The organism is Ensifer sp. Root142 (assembly GCF_001426785.1).
GTDB classification, from domain to species: domain Bacteria; phylum Pseudomonadota; class Alphaproteobacteria; order Rhizobiales; family Rhizobiaceae; genus Ensifer; species Ensifer canadensis.
Genome location: NZ_LMFK01000008.1, coordinates 123,665 through 124,425, shown reverse-complemented (window position 1 = coordinate 124,425; position 761 = coordinate 123,665). Strand labels below are relative to the sequence as shown.

Genomic DNA, 761 nt, shown 5'->3' with positions numbered 1-761 from the left:
GGTTATAGCGCTCCATGAACCGAGGCAGGAAAGCGTTGCCGTCGTCCATGCCGCAGACGCCCTCCAGGCGCAGATCCTTAATCAACCGGTCCTGTAGCGTCCGGTTCATCCGCTCGACGCGGCCCTTGGCCTGGCTCGAGTTTGCGCAAAGAATCTCGATGTTTAACTCGCAAAGTGCACGCCCGAACTGGGTCATGCCCTGGCCGCCCTTGGCGTCCTTCTTCGCCACCCGGAACACCGAATGCTTGTCGGAATAGAAGGCGACCGGAGCGCCGTGATCCTTCAGATAAAGCTCCAGCGCGTCGAAGTAGCTGAACGCGCTTTCCGAGCGCACGAAACGCAACTGCATCAGCTTGCCGGTCGCATCATCGATGAACACCAGCAACGAACATGGATCACCGCGATCCTCGAACCAACGGTGCTCCGATCCATCGATTTGCACCAGCTCGCCATAGGCCTCGCGCCGCAGCCGCGGCTGATGGAACGTCCGTCGCTGCTTGCGCGACAGCCACAGGCCGGCCTCCGACATCCATTGCCGCAAGGTCTCGCGCGACACCGTCAGACCATCACGCTCCGCAAGCTTCTCGGCCGCCAGCGTCGGACCAAAGTCCGCATAGCGCTCTCGAATGAGAGCCACAGCATAATCGCGCACGCCGTCGTTGATCCGGTTGTTCGATGGCCGGCCGATCGCCTGGTGCCGGATCGACGCCGCACCGCCAGCGCCGATCCGGTCCAACAGACGACGCACCTGGCGGGTACTC

Annotated in this window: 1 protein-coding gene; it reads right to left on the bottom strand. The window is 62.5% G+C overall.

Translation table 11 applies throughout. The features are described 5' to 3' along the window. Positions 1 to 761: ISNCY family transposase (locus ASD52_RS10575; protein ID WP_156612955.1), on the bottom strand; the 761-nt coding region annotated here is incomplete at both ends.